Origin of the sequence: Phenylobacterium sp., assembly GCF_019636135.1 — a bacterium.
Taxonomy (GTDB): Bacteria; Pseudomonadota; Alphaproteobacteria; order Caulobacterales; family Caulobacteraceae; genus Phenylobacterium.
The window spans coordinates 1-17001 of record NZ_JAHBYD010000011.1; the positions used below are offsets into that span (position 1 = coordinate 1).

Below are 17001 nucleotides of genomic sequence, written 5' to 3' on the forward strand. Positions count from 1 at the left end.
CGCGACCAGGCCCAGGCCACCGCCCGCGCGCGCACCATCTCCACCGCCGCGGCGGCGGCCGCCTCGCCCGGCCGCGGCAGCAGCGTTTCGGTCAACGTGGGCGACGCCGGCCAACGCCTCGGCGACAGCTACCGCCGCCCCTCCATCTCCTCCCGGCCCGCGGGAGCCGCCCGATGATGCGTACGACCACCGCCATAGCCTTCACCCTCGCCCTCGCCGCCACGCCCGCGCTGGCCGTCACGCCGCGCCCCGGCCCCGGTGACCCGCGGATCCACGTCGTGGACTACGACCCCGCCGAGGTGGTCGAGCTGCGCACAGCGCTCGGCTTCCAGTTGGCGCTCGAGTTCGACCCGCTGGAGAAGATCGAGAACGTCGCCATCGGCGATTCCCTCGGCTGGCAGGTGACGCCGAACCGGCGCGCGAACCTCCTGTTCCTGAAGCCCATGTCGGCCCGGCCGCCGACGAACATGACGGTGATCACCAACGCGCGGCGCTACAACTTCCAGCTCAGCGTCCAGAAGCAGCCGTCGCGCAACCTGCCCTTCACGGTGCGCTTCCTCTACGCGCCGCCGGTGGTCGCCCTGATCGAGGCGCCGCCCCCGCCCCCGCCGCCGGTCGAGGCCAACAGCGCCTATTCCTACGACGGCTCGTCCAGGACGCTTCCGGTGAAGGTCTTCGACGACGGGCGCGACACCTACTTCACCTTCCGCGGCCAGGAGGACCTGCCGGCGATCTTCGCCGTGGATCCCGACGGGGGCGAGGCGGTGGTCAACACCCGGCAGCGCGACGGCTACATCGTGGTCGACCGCATCGCCCGCGGCTTCGTGCTGCGCCGGGGCGCCGAGGTGACCCGCATCTACAACGACGGCTTCCGCGTCGAGGAAGCCAGCCTGCTGCGGCAGCGCAAGAAGGACCCGTGGTGGCGGCGATGAGCGGCAGGACCCCCCAAAAGACGCCCCAGGGCGTCAGCCCCGTCTTCGCGCGCGGCGAAGCCCGCACCCCGCGGGTGCGTGCGCCCAACTCGCCGGTGACCCTGTGGGCCGGCCTGGGCGGCGCGGCGATCCTCGGCTTCATGGTGTTCAACGGCCTGAGCTCCGGCCGCACGGCGCACGCCCAGGCGCAGCCCACGGCCACCGAGCGTCCGGTCGTGGCGCCGGCCGCCGCGCCGACGCCCGCCCCTCCGCCGCCCGTCGTGCAGCCGCAACCCGCGCCGACGTCGCTCGTGCCTCAGCCGCTGCCGCCCGCGCCCAACCCGAACGACGCCCACTGGCGCGCCCCGGCCATGGTGGTGGACTTCAGCGCCTCGCCCGACGCCGCGCCGATCCAGTTGGCCCAGGCGGCCGGCCCCGCCGCGGTCGCCGCCGTCCCGCCGTCGAACGAGGCGCGCGAGACCTCCGACGAACGCTTCGCCGCCCGGGTCATCGGCGCCTCGGGCGACGTGGCCCACGCCGGCCAGATGCGGGACCTCGGCCGCACGGTGCCGCAGGGCACGGTGATCGCCGCCGTGCTCGAGACCGCGATCAATTCCGACCTGCCCGGCTCTGTGCGCGGCGTCGTCAGCCGCGACGTGCGCAGCTTCGACGGCAGCCGGGTGCTGATCCCGCGCGGCTCGCGCCTGGTCGGCCAGTACAAGTCGGCCGCCGCCATCGGCCAGACCCGCGCCTTCGTGGTCTGGAGCCGGATCATCAGCCCGACCGGCGTCACCATCGACGTCGGCTCGCCCGGCACCGACCGCCTGGGCCGCGGCGGCCTGGACGGCGAGGTCGACACGCATTTCTTCCGCCGCTTCGGCGCCTCGATCCTCCTCTCGGTGGTCTCGGCCGGCTCCCAGGCCCTGGCCAACAGCGCGACGAACGGGAACAACACTACCTTCGTCATCGCCTCGCCGGCCCAGGCGAACCAGGTGGCCTCGATCGCGCTGCAGAAGCAGATGGACATCCCCGACACCATCAAGGTGGCCCAGGGCGTGCCCGTGCAGGTGTTCGTGGCCCGCGACCTGGACTTCTCGGCCGTCGTCCGCTGATGAGCGCGCCCCGATGAGTGCGAACGTCTACCTCTCGGCGTATCTCGCGCCGCTGGCGCCATGGCTCTCACGCCCGGACGTCACCGACGTCCTGGTCAACCGCGCCGGCGAGGTGTGGGTGGAGACCGCGGGCGGCGGCATGACCCGCGAGCCCGCCGACCAGCTCGACGAGACCGCCCTGCAGCGCCTCGCCCGCCAGATCGCCGCCGCCAGCCACCAGGGCGTCAACCGCGAGCAGCCCCTGCTCTCGGCCACCCTGCCCGATGGCGCCCGCGTGCAGGTGGTCTCGCCGCCCGCCACCCGCGGCGGCCTGATCCTGGCGGTGCGCAAGCACCTGATCTCCGACCTGTCGGTCGCCGACCTGGCGCGCGACGGCCTCTTCGCGGCCACCACCCGCTCGGACCCCGCGAAGGAAGCCGCGGGCGACGCCGAACTCGAAGCCCTGCTGGCCGCCGGCGACCACGCCGCGTTCCTCAAGCTCGCCGTTCGCCGGCGCAAGACCATCGTCGTCTCGGGCGGCACCGGCACCGGCAAGACCACGCTGCTGAATGCGCTCGTGAAGGAGATCGACCGCGCCGAGCGCCTCGTCGTCATCGAGGACGCCCCCGAGGTGCGTCTGGACCACCCGAACAGCGTGGGCCTGGTCGCCGTGCGCGGCGAGCTGGGCGAGGCCCGCGTCGACGCCGACCAGCTTCTGGCCGCGGCGCTGCGCCTGCGCCCCGACCGCATCTTGCTGGGCGAATTGCGCGGCAAGGAGGCCTTCGCCTTCCTGCGCGCCGTGAACAGCGGCCACCCCGGCTCGCTCACCACCGTCCACGCCGACAGCCCCGGCGGCGCGCTCGACCAGATCGCGCTCCTCGCCCTGACCTCGGGCGTCGACCTGGGCTGGGACAAGGTGCAGACCTACGTCAGCCGGGTGATCGACGTCGTCGTCCAGATCGAGCGCGTGGACGGCGCGCGGCGCGTCACCGAGATCCACTACCGACCGCGTTGATCCGCCGCACTTTTTCTGCGGCATGAGGGAAATCTCTTAAGCATGTTCGGCCATTGTGGCCGCCATGACGACCCGCCCCGCCGTGGACTGGAACGAACGCCGCGCCGAGCCCCGCGCCTCGGTCAGCATCCGTGCGCGCGTGCTGCACGGCCAGGGCCTGGCCATGTGGGCCGACTGCGTGATCAAGGATCTCAGCGCGTCCGGCGCCAAGATCGAGCTCTCCCACTTCCACAAGATCCCGCCCCGCTTCGTGCTGCTGCACTTCGAGGCGGGCGTGGCGTTCGAGGTGGTCCTGAAGTGGCGCCGCGCCGATCTGGCCGGCATGGCCTTCGAGCATCGCCACGACCTCCAGGGCGAGGTTCCCGCCCACCTGAAGGCCGCCAAGGAACAGTGGCTGGCCCTGAAGCCCAGCCTGGGGCTCTGAACCCGTCCCGGACGAAGCTCGGCGACCGTCTCGACGGCCGTACGCGGCCTCGCATCCTGCGGCCACGCATCTCGTCGCCTGCCGCATTGGCGGCCAGCGGCAGGTGTGGCGGAGGTCCTGGGCAGTCGCGTTGGCCCCCCAAGGACGGAGGGCACGGACTGGTTGACAAACGCGGGACGGAGGCGTCATTCACTCGTCATAATGGGGGATTGGCGCGGGAAAGGCCGTATCAGTTCGCGACGCTCGGGGTTCGCCGCCTAAGTGCGATCCGGCGTCTCCAGATGCGGACCTTGCCGGACGGTTTCGCGAGCCTCGTGGTCGGCTATCGCGTGAGTTTGTGGGGGTTGGAGTATGCCGAGTGAGCCGGTGACCGCGAGCCCGAGCGTCGGGCGATCGGACCACGGCGAGGAGACGCGGCAGGGGCGTTGGCTCACCAGCCTGCTGCTGTTTTCGATCCTGTGCCTCGGGCCGACAGCGCTGCTCTTCGCCCTCAACAGCATCGTCGGGATGCTGGGGCCATGGATCAATCTCGACCTGCTGCTTGTCTATATCGCCGCGGTGCTCGCCGGCCGGGTTTCCCAGCGCCTGGCCGTCGTCCTGGCGACGCTGGGCATGTTTGCGACGCTTGGAATCCAGATCCTCGTGGGCATCGGCCTCATCTACATCGAGGATCCGGCGCTCATCCTGGAATATCTGGCCTTCGCCGCGTTCTGGCCCTGGCGGGTGATCAGCCTGTGGGCAGGCCTCGCCCTGGTCGCGATGCTGATCACCTACCTGTTGCTGAGCCGGATCCGGATCGGCCGCGCGCGGACCTTGCCCGCGGTGGTCCTGCTCATCGTGTTCGTTTCGCTCGACCTCTTCGGCCGTACGGCGATCGGCTACGACATGGTGCGTCTGAACATGGCCACCAGCAGCGCGGTGCGGCTGGGCCAGTTGATCGGCAAGTGGACCCGGCCGGCGCAGTTCCACGTGCGGCCCTTCGACGGTGAGACCATGCAGTCCTACCTGACGACGAACGGGCCGCCGCCCGACAGGATTCTGTCGATCGCCGTCGAGTCGTTCGGTTCCGCCCAGGACGCGAACTACAACGCGGTCGAGATCGCGCCGCTGCAGAAGGCGCTCGGGAACGACTACGTCGTCACGCGGGCGCTGCATCCCTATCGTGGCGCGACGCTGGCCGGCGAAATCCGCGAGCTCTGCGGCCTGCGCATCTCGGGCACACCGAAGACGGCGGAAGGCCGGTTGCTCCGGCCGCACTGCATTCCCGCGAAGCTCTCCGAGCAAGGCTGGGCCACCCTCGGCATCCACGGCAACTCGCGCTTCTTCTACAACCGTTCGGGCCTCTATCCGGCCATCGGCTTCACCCACACGCTCTTCTTCGACGATCTCAAGGCGCAGGGCCGGCGCGTCTGCCGCACCCGCGCCTTTGCGGGGATATGCGACCACGACTCCATCGGCGCGGCCCTGGATTTCATGGCCCGGAATCCGAAGGCCTTCGTCCACATCATGACGCTGGACACGCACTTCCCACTGGGGTCGCGCACCGCGGGCGACCGGAACTGCAAGCCCGGCGTAACGGTGCCTTCGCCGGAGCTGTGCCTGTATCAGAACCAGATCACGGCCGTCATGGGCGAGATCGGCGAGGTCATCGCGAAGGCTCCGGTCAAGCCCGACCTGATCTTCATCTATGGGGACCATGCCCCGCCCTATGCGGTGGCGTCCGAGCGGAAATATTTCGATCGCGAGAACATTCCCGTTCTGATCCTGAAGCGGCGCGCCGAAGCCGATGGCAATGCGCCTCCAGTCTAGGCCGCAGCCGTCCCCGTGGGCAGCGGGCCGCAATGTGCGCGCCTGAGGACCGTCAGACGAAGTCCAGATAGCGGCTGTTGAAGTTGCGCACGCGCGGGAAGATCACGTCGATGTCGGCGTCCGACACGCCGAACCAGCGCCCGAGGGTCGCCCCGTACTGATCGACCGACGTGGTCGGGATCAGGGCGCCGCCGACGTTGTCGGGATTGCTGAAGCCGTTCACGTCGGCGCCCAGCGTCGGGTACTGGCCGTAGATGTCGCCGCCGTTCACTGCGCCGCCCATGATGAAGTGGTGCGCGCCCCAGGCGTGGTCGGTGCCGTCGCCGTTCGTCGTGAAGCCGCGGCCGAAGTCCGAGGCGGTGAAGGTGGTCACCTGGCTGCGCCGGTCGACGCCGCCGATGTTCGACAGGGCGGCGTCGAAATAGCTCAGCGCATGCGCGACCTTCGCCAGCAGGTTCGGCTGCACGTTGTTCTGGAAGTCATGGGTGTCCCAGCCCCCCAGGCTGACGAAGAAGACCTGCCGCCGCACCCCCAGGACCGAACTGGCCGCAATCATGCGCGCCACGGTCTGCAACTGGACCGCCAGGCTGTTGGCCTCGACCCGCTGCAGCACCGGGTTGGTATAGGCCGGCGCGGTCGCGACGCTGGTGACGATCTGCTGGCTGAAGGCCGAATTCACCGTCGAGGCCGCGCCGACCGAGCGCGCCACGGTGGTCGCGTAGTCGGCGGCGAAGTTGTTGGCCACGCTGGTGTCGGTGATCAGGCTGCGCATCGCGCTCGGCCCCTGCGACGAGCCGAACAGCGTCGAGCCCTGCTGGCTCGAGATCACCACGGCGGGCTGCGCGCCGGTCGAGAGCTGGTACTGCACCACCGACTGGCCCGAGAGGAAGACGGCGTTGCCCGCCGCCGAGACGGCGGTGAACAGCGTGCTGGCCCCGTTCATCGACGCCATCAGGTCGGCGAAGCGGCCGCCCCATCCGGTCCGCGCGCCTTCCTGCGACAGGGCCTGCCACGTCGACTGCTGGTCGTTGTGCGAGAACAGGCTGGGCGGCAGCGCCACAGAGCGGGCCTGGTACTGCGCCTTGGTGGTGGGCTGGACCAGCGTGCCGACGTTGGCCAGGACCGCCAGGCGGCCCTGCCCGAACAGGGCCTGCAGAGGCGCCATGAAGGGGTGCAGGGCGAAGGTCCGCGACGCCGCGCTCGTGCCCTCGGGCACGCGCTGGGCCGTGCGCGGCGCGATCGGCAGCACCCCGCCCCAGGCCTCGGGCGACGCCCGCTCGGCCACGCGGCCCGTCACCGGGCTCGTCTGGCCGACCGGCGTCGGCTCCGCGCCCACGGGCATCAGCGCGATCGGGTCGGTCCCGGTGTCGCGGGCGTTGACGTAGCGGGTCCAACTGTCCTGGTCGGTGGCCAGCACCATGTTGTGCGCGTCGTTGCCGCCGTAGAGGAAGACGCAGACCAGGGCCTTGTAGTCGGGCGCGGACTGGCCGGCCGCCGACCCCGCCGCGGCCAGTTGCATCGCGAACGGCGCGCCGACGCCCAGCGCGCCCACGGCGCCGCCCAGGCGCAGGAGGTGGCGGCGATCCATCGTCCCGCTCATCGCTGCACCAGGTATTCGGCCGAGGCCATGGTCATGAAGACTGCCAGCTTCGCGCGGTTGGTGAGCGCCGTGGTCCGGGCCGCGCCGGCGGCCGTCGGCAGGTTGATCGCGCCCACCGCGCCGGTGATGCGGCTGCGCAGGCCCGGCGACATGCGGCCGCTCAGCAGCAGGAGGTCCATCCGGTCGACCAGGGCGTTGACGTCGTTCGCCAGCGCGGTCTCGGCGGCGTAGGTGGAGCGCACGTCGCGCGACGTGCCGATCCCGCCGTCGATCGTCGATTGCATGGTGTTGAGATAGCCCGCGACCGTCACCTCATCGACGATCTGCGCTTCCGGCGCCACGAGGCCGGCGCCGCCGACGCGCGTGTTCGGCGGCGAATAGCCCGGCCGGAAGAAGTTGAACACCGACGGCGCGGTCAGGGCCGACTGGCCGAGCGAGGTGTTGGCGCTCGTGGAGACGATCGCCCAGTCGCCGCTGGCCGAGGCGGCGTCGAACGCCCGCGCCCAGTTGGCCAGCCGCACCACCGGCTCGCGCAGCTTGCCGTCGTTGGCCCCGTCGGCCGCGCCCCGCGCCTCGGGGTCGAGCAGGATCGCCCGCACGACGGCCGCCATGTCGCCGCGCACCCCCTTGCCGTTGTCGTTGAACGCGGCCGCCACGCGCGCGACGTATCCGGGGCTCGGGTTGCTGGTGACGAGGCGCTGGATGAGCTGCTTGCCGATGAACGGCCCGACGTTCGGGTGGTTGAACAGGGTGTCGAGGGCGATCTTCAGGTCGCCCTGCGGATCGGGTGTCGAACTGGCGGGGATCGTGACCCCCAGGAACGCCTTGGCGCCGGTCGAGTGGAACTGCGGATAGGGGATCATCGCGCGGATGAGCGCATCGTTGGCCACCCGGCTGCCGCCCCGGAACGTCCCCGTGGTCGGATTGGCGGCGTAGTAGCTGTAGCCGGTGAACACCTTCGCCAGCCCGCTGATGTCGGCGGCCGTGTAGGTCGGCAGCGGCCGACCCGACAGATCCGTCCTCACCGTGCCGTCGGGAGCCAGCTCATTGACCCCGATGGTCATCAACTGCATCACCTCGCGGGCGAAGTTCTCGTCGGGATTTCGGCCCGTCGCCGGGTCCTCCTTCTGGTTCGCCAGCCAGGTCAGGTAGACGCCCATCGTCGGATGCAGCGCCACCTGCTCGAGCAGGGTGCGGAAGTTGCCGAACGCGTTCTGGCCCAGCATGTCGTAGTACGAGGCCGCGCCGCGCACATCGACGTTGGAATCCACCAGCGAGATCACGAAGATCTCGGAGAGCGCGAGCTTCATCCGCTGGCGTAGCTGGTCGGGCCCGGTCACGGCCTGGCGCCAGTACGAGGCGTAGAAATCGGGCGGGTTCAGCGTCGCGCCCGGATTGCTGAGCCGCAATTGTGCGAGCTTCGCGTCGACATCGCCCAGGTGCGAGCGCGGCGGCGACATGACGATCTGCTGGTCGATCCACTGGGAATAGCCGGCGGCCCGCACCTGGCTGATGGCCGCGTCCGTCGGGCCATAGGCGGCCTGGCCGAGGAATCGCGACGCCTCGGCCGCCGACGGCGGCCCCTCGGGGCCGCCGGTCCCGCGCGCGCCGCTGCACGACGCCACGACGAGGGCGAACAGAACGCCCAGCCAGCGCACGCCCCCGCGCGGCATCTCGCCCCCTGAAATCAACGCCCCTCAGCCCCGAGTTTCGCCGTTCGTGGACCCGGCGTCCACCTACAGGCTACTACGGCCCCACCGCAGCCTCGGTTTGCACGATACGTGCATTTCCGCTCGGTCGGACGGAAGATTTGTTTCGTCGCGTTGACGCCCTAACATCAGCGCGATCAAGGAGTGGGCATGGCCACGTTCACGGCCGGCGTCGTCGGCGTCGACTTCGACATCCTGGACCTGGGCCCGCTGGCGTTCGCCGCGATCTCGGGCGCGACACCGACGTCGATCGGGCTCACGGTCGCCGGCGTCTCGACCCAGCTTTTCGGCTCCGGTTTCAGCTTCGCGGCCGGCGGCCCTCCCACCGCGGGCGCCATCGGCCGCATCATCGTCGGCGCCGACGTGGGGACGATCTACGACATCGCGGGCCTGAACCAGTCGGCGGCGCAGTTCCGCGGGTGGGTGCTGGCGGGCGACAGCGCCTCGGCCAAGGCCGGCCTCTTCTTCGGCGACGACATGTTCACGGGCTCGAACCTCGCGGACCGCCTGCGCGGCTATGCCGGCGCCGACACGATGGTGGGCGGCGGCGGCGACGATTTCCTCGACGGCGGCGACGGCGACGACATGGTGTTCGGCGGGCTCGGCAACGACACCATCGTCGATCCCGGCGGCTCCAACTATCTGCGCGGCGACGAGGGCGACGACGTGATCGTGGGCGGCGCCGGCTTCGACGACATCAACGGCAACATGGGCGACGACACCCTGGAGGGCGGCCCGGGCGACGACTGGGTGGTCGGCGGCAAGGACGAGGACCGCCTGTCCGGCGGCGCCGGCAACGACCTCGTCTACGGCAACCTCGGCGACGACACCTGCGACGGCGGCGCCGGCAACGACACCGTGCGCGGCGGCCAGGGGAACGACATCCTGGCGGGCGGCGCGGGCGACGACTTCATCTCGGGCGACCGCGGCGACGACACCATGACGGGCGGCGGCGGCGCCGACATCTTCCATTCCTCGTCCGACGCCGGCATCGACCGTGTGCTCGACTTCAGCGTGGCCCAGGGCGACCGGGTGCAACTGGACCCCGGAACGACCTATACGGTGATCCAGGACGGCGCGGACACCGTAATCCAGATGTCGGAGGGCCAGGTCGTGCTCGTCGGCGTCTCGATGACGAGCCTGCTCGGAAGCAGCATCTTCGTGGGGTAATCGCCGTGGGAAACATTGGACACGACCGCCCCGATTATGACACTGGCGCTGGCGCATATCGGGTCCATGGCAGGCGTATTCGCATGAAGCGGCGGTTCGGAACGGGGCGACGGGTCGGCGCGATCCTGGCGTTCGCCATGGCGTTGCCCACGGTCGGCGCCTGCGGCTCGAGCGGCGCGCGCGAGATCAAGCCCGCCAACATCAACGAGGCGCTCGCCGCCGCCCGCGACGGCGATGTCCTCGTGCTGGGTCGCGGCGACTACGACAACGTGGTGCTCAAGGGGCGCAAGTTCGCCAGGCCGCTCGTGATCGACGCCAGCGCCGCGACGTTCACCGGCTTCCGGGTCCTGGACAGCGAGGGCGTGACCGTGCGCGGCGGCGTCTTCAAGCTGCCGGCCGGAGCCGAAGCGCTGAGCGACGGCGGACGGGCGATCTCGATCGATCGCGCGAGGGGCGTGCGGATCGAGCGCGCGACGTTCATCGGCCCCGGCGCCACGAGCTATGAGCCGGGGGGCGCCTATGGCGAGGGGACCGCCGTCAAGGTGACGACCAGCACCGACGTCGAGGTGCGCGGCAGCGTGTTCAGGGCGTTCCGGCGCGGCGTATCCTTCAGCAAGTCGGAAGACTTCGTGATCGCCGACAACACCTTCGAGTGGATGCGCTCGGACGGGATCAACGTGGCCCTGAGCCGCAAGGGCCGGGTCGAGAACAACCACTGCAAGAGCACCCGGGTGCGCGAAAAGGAACATCCCGACTGCATCCAACTCTGGTCGCGTCCCGAGGCGGCGCCGACGGCCGACATCGTCATCCGCGGCAACCGCGCCGAGGGGCCCACCCAGGGCATCGGCGCGTTCAACCACGTACGCGACGGCAAGGACGACGGCGGCTACGACCGCATCACCATCGAGAACAACATCATCAACGTCTCGCGGCCGAACGCGATCACGCTGGTGGACGGGAGGGATTCCGTCGTGCGGAACAATCAGGTGGCCACCCTGCCCGGCGCCAGGTGGCGGGCGAAGATCAGGGTCAGGGGCGACGTCCGGACGTGCGGCAACACCGTCGGCGAGTGGGAAGGCAGATCCAAGCAAACCGAACGCGGCTGCTGAGGCGGCTGCGGGGGTGAAGCGTCGGGGGACGAAGGCTTATTTCGCGGCCAACCTGCTCGTGCAGGTGGTCGGCCTGCTGCGGTTCATCTTGCTCGCGCGTTTTCTGGGCGCGGAGGAGCTGGGCGTCGCGGCGATGCTCATCCTCACGGCCCAGTTCTTCCAGTCCGTCAGCGACACCGGCAGCGACCGCTTCCTGATCCAGGACGAAGACGGCGATTCCCCGGTGATGCAGGGCATGATCCACGGGGTCCTGGCCCTGCGGGGCGTCCTGATCTGCCTGGCGCTCATCCTGTTCGGCGGGCCGGTGGCCAGGCTCTTCAACGAGCCGGAACTGACGATGTCCTTCATCGGACTGTCCCTGGCGCCGCTGATCGGAGGGTTCACACACCTGGACCTGCGCCGCGTGCAGCGCGAGGGTGATTTCCGGCCGGAATCCTGGGGCCTGATCGTCGCCGAGCCGCTGGGCCTGATCTGCACCGTCGCGGCGGCCGCGATCACCCACGACCACACGGCCGTCATCTACGGGCTCACCGCGCGGGCCCTGGGCCAGACCGTCGTCTCGCACCTCACGGCCGAGCGGCCCTACCGCTGGGCCTGGTCCAAGCCGATGTGGGACCGCTTCTCGGGCTTCGCCATGCCCCTCTTCCTGAACGGCCTGCTGCTGTTCTTCGGCTCCCAGGGCGACCGGGTCCTGATCGGCGCCAACCTGGGCTCGACCGCCCTGGGGCACTACAGCGCCATCCTCCTGCTGATCTACTACCCGTCAGGGATGCTGACCCGCTTCCTGGTGGGGATCTCGCTGCCCCCCGTCGCGCGCGCGCGCAACGATCCGGAACGCTTCCAGGAAGAGACCAACCGGCTCGGCGGGCGCACCCTGCTGCTGGCGCTGTCCATGATGTTCGGGTTCGCGCTGGTCGCCCCGGTCTCCACGGTCCTGTTCTACGGCAAGAGCTTCGCCCAGCCGCTGGAGCTGTTCGCCCTGATCGGCGCCCTGCAGTCCGCGCGCTTCCTCAGGACGTGGCTGACGACCATCGCCAACAGCATCGGCAAGAGCACCATCATCCTGCTCAACAACGTCGCCCGCCTGCTGGGCCTGGGCGCGGCGCTCCTGGTCAATCAACTGTTCCACAGCCTGGACGCCATCGTCATCAGCTTCATCCTGGGCGAGGTCGCTTCGCTGCTGGTGGCCTTGGCCCTGCTGCGTCGAGCCAACGCGGTTTCGATAAACCGCGAGCTCGGGCGGGTCCTCATCTTCCTGGCCGGCTGCGCCGCGGCGGTGGCGTGCGCCTGGACTCTTGAAGCGCGGTGGTACGGGTTCCTGGCCGCGGCCGGAGCGTTCACCGCCGCCTATGCCGTCCTGCTCCTGCGTTCGGAGCGGAACGTGATCAGCGAACTCGTGGACTACGCGTCGCGTCGCGTCCGTAAGGCGCTGGCGCGGCCACGCTGACGCCGGCGCGTTCGGCCTGCTCCTGCTCCTGCTTCTTGCGCCGCCGCTCGAACGCGCCGCGGGCAAGAAGGTCCCAGACGACGGCTCCGACGACGCAGAGGAAGAGGATCAGAAGGGCGTACGGCTCCAAAAGCATGTCAGCCTCCCGATGCTGTCAGAGGGATCCAACTCGGCCTCCCGCGCCGTCCACGGATCCCCGCGAACCAGCCGGAAAAGGCGTAGCCGAGCTGCGCCCAGGCCCTGCGTCGGCCATACCGCGCCAGGATGACGAGCGCCGCCGCGGGCGTCACGATCCATAGCAGCGCCGGCCGCCGGTCGCGGGTGAGCAGGATGCGGTTCCGCTCATTGAGATAGACCGGCGTGCGCGGCATCTCGCGGAAGGCCGCGGCCGATCCGGTCGTCGAGCCGGCATGATGGCGGACCCTCGCGTCGGGCGCGAAACCGAGGCGCATCCCGAGCGGCTCCCCGCGCAGGAACCACTCGACCTCCTCGCAATACAGGAAGTAGTCCTCGCGCATCGGGCCGACGACCCGCAGGAACTCGCGGCCGACCAGGGCGCAGGCGCCGCTGATGAAGTTCTGCCGCCCCTCGATGGCCGGTCGGAATCCCGCCTCGGCGGCGGGCCGCCCGCGGCCGAGGGATTCGGCGCGCCCCAGCATCCACTGCCAATGGCCGCCGTCCGACTGGACGCTCCCGTCGTCGAGATAGATCGTGCAGCCGACCGCCTCGCAATCGCCCTGCTGCAGCCGCCGCACGCAGGCGCCCAGGGCGCCGGGCTCGGCTTCGGTGTCGGGGTTGAGGACCCACCAGGCGTCCGCGTCCGGCGCGGCGGCCATGGCCCGGTTCACGCCGCCCGCGTAGCCGACGTTGCCTTCGGCCATGATGATCCGGACCGGCTGTCCGCCCCCGAGGCGCGCCGGCAGCGCCGCCTGCAGGGCGTCGAACGCGGCCGCCCCGCCGTTCTCGCAGATCACGACTTCGAAGTCGGTGTGCTCCGAGCTCTCGAGCGCGTGCAGGCAGGCGACGATGTCGCCCGCGTTGCGAAACCCGACGATGGCGATCGCCACATGCATCGGGCGTCGCCTAGGCGAGGCGGCGAGCCAGGCTCGTCCCGATGAAGGCGGGAAGTTGCTTCGGCTGGACCGCGCGCAGCATGAGCGGAATGAACGAATCCAGCGTGTTGAACGCCACGTCCGGAACGTCGCCGAACGTCGAGAGGCGGATCAGGACGCCATCCGGCACGTAGCCTTCCATGGCGTTCTGCAGCCGCGCCGTGCGCTGGTCGCCGGCGCTCTGCGGCAGGCGCTCGCCGAGCCGGGTCCAGTAGATGATGTTCTCGACGCGATCCTCGGTCGAGGCGATGACGCGCCGGGCCGGCACCGAGACGCTCGGCGAAACGACGACGTCCGTCGCCTTGCTCAGTTGGATCGTATAGCCGACCGCCGGATAGCAGCTCTCCGGCCGGTGCAACTGCAGGAGGTCGCTCTGCGTGTCGCCGTAGGCGATGAGCATCATCACCTCGTGCCCCGTCTGATCGTAGTACAGCCGGCTGACGGTCTCGCTGTAGAGCGTCTTGGCCAGTCGGCCCGCCATGGCGGGATTGACGAGGGTCGTGTCCTCCGACTCCCAGCCCGAGAACGTCTGCGGCAAGGCGCCGGAGATCGTCGCGCCCTTGCCGAGCAGCGTCAGTCGCTTGCGCGGCCGCAACGCCTCGGCCGTCCCGAGCCCGCCGACCGCCAGCCCCGCCAGGAGCAAGTCACGCCTCTTGATCACGCGTTTCTCACCTTCAGGAGCCGGGACGCCACGCTGTCGATCGCGAACATGAGCAGCAGCGACACGGCAAAGAGGAACAGGCCGGCGGTGACGTGCAGGAAGCCCTGCCCGACCGCGTCGCCGAAGAAGTAGGTCAGGAGGATCAGCGCGATGATCCGCAGCACGTTCGCGAAGATCGCGATCGGGATGATCAGGCACACGAGGAAGAGCGAGTAGCGCCAGCCCGCATTGCGCAACAGGTAGATGTAGAAGGTCGTGATCGCGATGAGGCCGATCAGCGAGTTCAGGCCGGAGCAGGCGTCTTCCACCAGCAGTTGGTAGGGCCCGACGGTCATCGTGACGCCTTCACGCACGATCGGGATGCCGAACGGCTCGACGATGCTGGCCGACAGCCAGGAGACCAGCAGCTTCAGCGGGGCCGTGAACTGGTCGAGCGCCCAGCCCGGGACCGGCAGCAGCAGGCCCAGGTAGACGATCGGGAACCAGTTGCGGAGCATCACCGGGATGCCGAACCGGTCGTGCAGGACGCACAGTCCGAAGCCGTACAGGCCCGCCGCCTCGAGGCTGATCAGGTCGTAGGCGCGGCCGAAGACGTAGATCCCGAGCGAAGCCGCGACGCCCAGCAGCGTCAGGATGAAATTGCCCGGCTTGGCCTCCGCGGTCATGTCCGGGAAGCGGCGCCACAGCAGCCACGCGCCGGTCGCGAGCACGATGGGGCCGTGCGCCCCGATCTCCTTGCTCCAGACCTGCACGCCCAGCCGGTAGAGCGTCGGGACGGCCATGATCAGCAGGCCCGCCAGGATCGGCAGGTTCCTGAGCCAGGTCGCCGCCGACAGCGGCGGCGGGGCGGGATTGTCTTGTGAAACGCTCGCCATGTCGCTCATCAGGTGTCGTTCAGGACCGTTCCGACCACCTTGACGCCATCCTCCTGCAGCTTGGTCGTCAGGGTCGAGAGTTCGCTCATGCGCGAGACATGCGTGCGCGCCACGATGAGCGCATAGCCGACCATGCGGGCCTCGAGACGCTCGTCGGCGCCGACGTCCGCGGCGGTGGTGTCCACGATCGTGAACTCGAAGTCGCGCAGGCAGCGGTCGATGACGCGCTTGAACGTCTCGCCGGCCAGGAGCTCCTGCGGGTTTGCGGCCGCGCCGCCGGAATACAGGATCGAGAGGTTCGGCAGGACCTCCGGGTGGATGCACTCGCTCAGCGTCGGGCCGTTGACGGCGAGGCAATCCCTGAGTCCCGGACGCTGCGCCAGCGGCCGGATGAACTTGTCGACCTGCGGTGTCCGCAGATCGCCGTCGATGAGCAGCGTGGCGACGCCGGCCTGCGCCAGCGCGACCGCGAGGTTGACCGCCGTGAACGTACAGCCCGCCCCGCTGCTCGCCGCGCAGATGGCGAGACTCCGCCGCCCCTCCTGCAGGTGGCGCGCCACGAGATGGGTGCGCACGGTGCGGATCGCCTCGGCCTCGGCGGCCCGGGTCTCCGACATGGCGACGACGTCAGGCGAGATCTCGTAGCGGAACTCGCCGTCGGTCCCGAGGCTTTCGACCTGCTGGACGGCCGGCGCCGCAACGGCGTCGGATGAGCGCGTCATGCCCGGGCCACCTTAGGCTGCACCCGCTTGCGCGGGATCGAGAACGCGAGGAGCGGACCGCGACGACGCCGCGCGCTCGGGTTCTGGAGGACCGCGAGCACCGGCGCGTCGACCACGCTGGCCAGATCGCTCGCGCTGCGGACGCGGCGGGTGATGAGCTCGAGCAGCAGCGCGATCATCACGCCGAAGGCCAGCCCGAGCGGGATCGAGACGCCCATCGTCAGGCCCTTCTTCGGGAAGTCGGGTGCCTGCGGCGTCGCGGCGGCGGCGAGCGGCACGACGCCCGCCTCCAGCACCTCGGCTTCCTGGTTGAGTTGCGCGGCCCGGGCCAGCGCCTTGTTGTACTGATCCCGGCGCAGGTCGATCTCGTCCTGCATCAGCTTGAGGCGCTCGACCGTGCTCCGCTGGGCCATGACCTTGGCCTTCTGCTCCTCGAGCAGCCCGGCGGTCGCACGCGCGGCGGAGATCGCGGCGCTGGCCGCCGCACCCGCGGTGTTGCGTTCCGTCGCCACCTGCTGGACCAGCACCGTGCGCTTGGCGCGCATGGCCTGCAGCGCGGGGTGGTTCGGGCCGAGGCTCTTCTGGGCTTCGGCGATTTCCGCATCGAGCTGGGCCAGTTGGATCGCGCTGGGCGCCGAGCTGGGCGGGGCGGCCGCGACCGGAGCGCCGGCGGCCGAGGCCAGCGCCGAGAGGCGCGCCTGGTCGATGTCGATCTTGTCGGGTTGCAGGACGATGCCGCTGGACCGTTCCAGGGCCGCCTTGTCGTTCTCGGCCTTGAAGAGGATGCCCCGGGTCTTGTTGGCCTGGTCCTCGTACCATGCCGCGTTGCGCCGCGCGTTGTCGCGGCGGGTCTGCAGGGTCATGTCCACATAGGCCTGGCGCAGGGCGTCCGCGACGGTCTTGGCTTCTTCGGGCGACTTCGAGGTGTAGGTCACCTCGAGGATGTTGCTGCCCGAGATCAGGGTCGCGTTCGCGCCGGCGACCACCTTGTTCGTGGCCCAGTGCTGGAAGTCGAGCTCCCGCCCGCTGTCGCGCTCACGGTACTCGCGCTGCAGCGCCTTGTTCTGGCTCCACTTCAGATCGTCGACCACGCGCCGCGCGACCTGGATGTCCTTGATGAGTTCGATCTGGGTCTTGATGTAGCCGCGCAGGAACGCCGTCGACATGACCTGGCCCGTCACCGGGTCGGGCTTGATGACGTCGAGCATGACGCGCGACTGGGCCACATAGCGCGGCGGAATGAGCTGGACCGTCGTGGTCGCCGCGATGAACGCGACCGCCGTGACGATCAGGATCAGGTTCTTGTAGGCCCAGATGATCCGGAGGAACTGGAATATGCTCATGGT

At 70.0% G+C, this 17001-nt stretch carries 15 protein-coding genes; 8 read left to right on the forward strand and 7 right to left on the reverse strand.

Annotated features, from left to right (window positions below):
• Positions 1-173 precede the first annotated feature (173 nt).
• From KF737_RS09415 to KF737_RS09435, 5 genes are all read left to right on the forward strand, one after another.
• Positions 174-932: a TrbG/VirB9 family P-type conjugative transfer protein gene (locus KF737_RS09415; RefSeq protein ID WP_296453560.1), complete on the forward strand. Its 759-nt coding sequence runs from the start codon at positions 174-176 to the stop codon at positions 930-932.
• Positions 929-2023 (forward strand): type IV secretion system protein VirB10, encoded by a 1095-nt coding sequence (gene virB10 / locus KF737_RS09420; RefSeq protein ID WP_296453563.1) that lies wholly within the window; start codon positions 929-931, stop codon positions 2021-2023. The genes KF737_RS09415 and virB10 overlap by 4 nt, the downstream gene beginning before the upstream one ends.
• 13 nt (positions 2024-2036) lie before the next feature.
• Positions 2037-3017, forward strand: a complete 981-nt coding sequence (gene virB11 / locus KF737_RS09425; protein ID WP_296453592.1) for a P-type DNA transfer ATPase VirB11 — start codon at positions 2037-2039, stop codon at positions 3015-3017.
• Between the two features lie 64 nt (positions 3018-3081).
• The gene (locus KF737_RS09430) at positions 3082-3441 is read left to right on the forward strand and encodes a PilZ domain-containing protein (RefSeq protein WP_296453595.1); all 360 of its coding nucleotides are present in this window, start codon (positions 3082-3084) and stop codon (positions 3439-3441) included.
• A 366-nt stretch (positions 3442-3807) separates the two neighbouring features.
• Positions 3808-5250 carry a sulfatase-like hydrolase/transferase gene (locus tag KF737_RS09435; RefSeq protein WP_296453597.1) on the forward strand — a complete coding sequence of 481 codons (1443 nt, stop codon included), beginning with the start codon at positions 3808-3810 and terminating at the stop codon, positions 5248-5250.
• 52 nt (positions 5251-5302) lie between these two features.
• On the opposite strand, the gene KF737_RS09440 is transcribed toward KF737_RS09435, so the two are convergent.
• Positions 5303-6838, reverse strand: a complete 1536-nt coding sequence (locus tag KF737_RS09440; RefSeq protein WP_296453599.1) for a DUF1501 domain-containing protein — start codon at positions 6836-6838, stop codon at positions 5303-5305.
• 8 nt (positions 6839-6846) lie between these two features.
• Positions 6847-8523 carry a DUF1800 domain-containing protein gene (locus tag KF737_RS09445; RefSeq protein ID WP_296453601.1) on the reverse strand — a complete coding sequence of 559 codons (1677 nt, stop codon included), beginning with the start codon at positions 8521-8523 and terminating at the stop codon, positions 6847-6849.
• Positions 8524-8709: 186 nt separating this feature from the next.
• On the opposite strand from KF737_RS09445, the gene KF737_RS09450 reads away from it, so the two are divergent.
• From KF737_RS09450 to KF737_RS09460, 3 genes are all read left to right on the forward strand, one after another.
• A complete protein-coding gene (locus KF737_RS09450; RefSeq protein ID WP_296453603.1) occupies positions 8710-9729 on the forward strand; it encodes a calcium-binding protein in 1020 nt (339 codons plus the stop codon).
• 83 nt (positions 9730-9812) lie between these two features.
• The gene (locus tag KF737_RS09455; protein WP_296453605.1) at positions 9813-10838 is read left to right on the forward strand and encodes a nitrous oxide reductase family maturation protein NosD; all 1026 of its coding nucleotides are present in this window, start codon (positions 9813-9815) and stop codon (positions 10836-10838) included.
• 13 nt (positions 10839-10851) lie between these two features.
• Entirely contained in the window at positions 10852-12285 is a 1434-nt protein-coding gene (locus tag KF737_RS09460) for an oligosaccharide flippase family protein (RefSeq protein ID WP_296453607.1), read from the forward strand.
• 137 nt (positions 12286-12422) lie between these two features.
• Here KF737_RS09460 and KF737_RS09465 read toward each other — a convergent pair whose 3' ends face one another.
• From KF737_RS09465 to KF737_RS09485, 5 genes are read right to left on the reverse strand one after another with little or no spacing between them, the layout of a single operon-like run.
• Complete coding sequence (locus KF737_RS09465) at positions 12423-13358, reverse strand: glycosyltransferase (protein ID WP_296453609.1); 936 nt, start codon at positions 13356-13358, stop codon at positions 12423-12425.
• A gap of 10 nt (positions 13359-13368) precedes the next feature.
• Positions 13369-14058 (reverse strand): exosortase-associated protein EpsI, V-type, encoded by a 690-nt coding sequence (gene epsI / locus KF737_RS09470; RefSeq protein ID WP_296453611.1) that lies wholly within the window; start codon positions 14056-14058, stop codon positions 13369-13371.
• A complete protein-coding gene (xrtV, locus tag KF737_RS09475; RefSeq protein ID WP_296453613.1) occupies positions 14055-14942 on the reverse strand; it encodes an exosortase V in 888 nt (295 codons plus the stop codon). Before xrtV ends, epsI begins: the two co-directional genes overlap by 4 nt.
• Entirely contained in the window at positions 14942-15655 is a 714-nt protein-coding gene (locus KF737_RS09480) for a CpsD/CapB family tyrosine-protein kinase (RefSeq protein WP_296453615.1), read from the reverse strand. Before KF737_RS09480 ends, xrtV begins: the two co-directional genes overlap by 1 nt.
• Positions 15652-16998: a hypothetical protein gene (locus tag KF737_RS09485; protein ID WP_296453617.1), complete on the reverse strand. Its 1347-nt coding sequence runs from the start codon at positions 16996-16998 to the stop codon at positions 15652-15654. Before KF737_RS09485 ends, KF737_RS09480 begins: the two co-directional genes overlap by 4 nt.
• Positions 16999-17001: the final 3 nt, after the last annotated feature.